We start from the raw sequence: 345 nt of genomic DNA, 5'->3' as shown, positions 1-345 counted from the left end.
GGTGATGGTGCTCGGACCCGTCGCCGTCAGCGGGAAGTCGCTGACCGTGGCGGTACCGCCGTTGTCGTTGGTCACCGTCTTGACCAGGGTCAGCGTCGCGGCTTGGTCGTTGTTATCGATCGTGCAGGTGGCATTGTCGCCGCCGGCCAGGGTGATCGAATTGGCCGAAACCGCCGCACCGCCGTTGAGCACGCAGCTATACGTGCCGGCGGTGTAACCGGGCTGGTTGGTTTCAGACAGGGTGTACGCACCCGCGCTGACCGATGCGTTGGTCACCGTGGCCGAACCGCTGGTGCCGGTGATGGTGCTCGGGCCGGTCGCCGTCAGCGGGAAATCGCTGACCGT

1 protein-coding gene is annotated in these 345 nt (G+C 66.1%); it reads right to left on the bottom strand.

What is annotated here, in order from left to right; genetic code table 11:
• The coding region (locus V7787_RS52975; RefSeq protein ID WP_336095477.1) for a hypothetical protein at positions 1–345 on the bottom strand (345 nt) is incomplete at both ends.

Source organism: Pseudomonas sp. CGJS7, from assembly GCF_036961695.1.
This window is presented reverse-complemented; position numbering and strand designations above follow the sequence as displayed.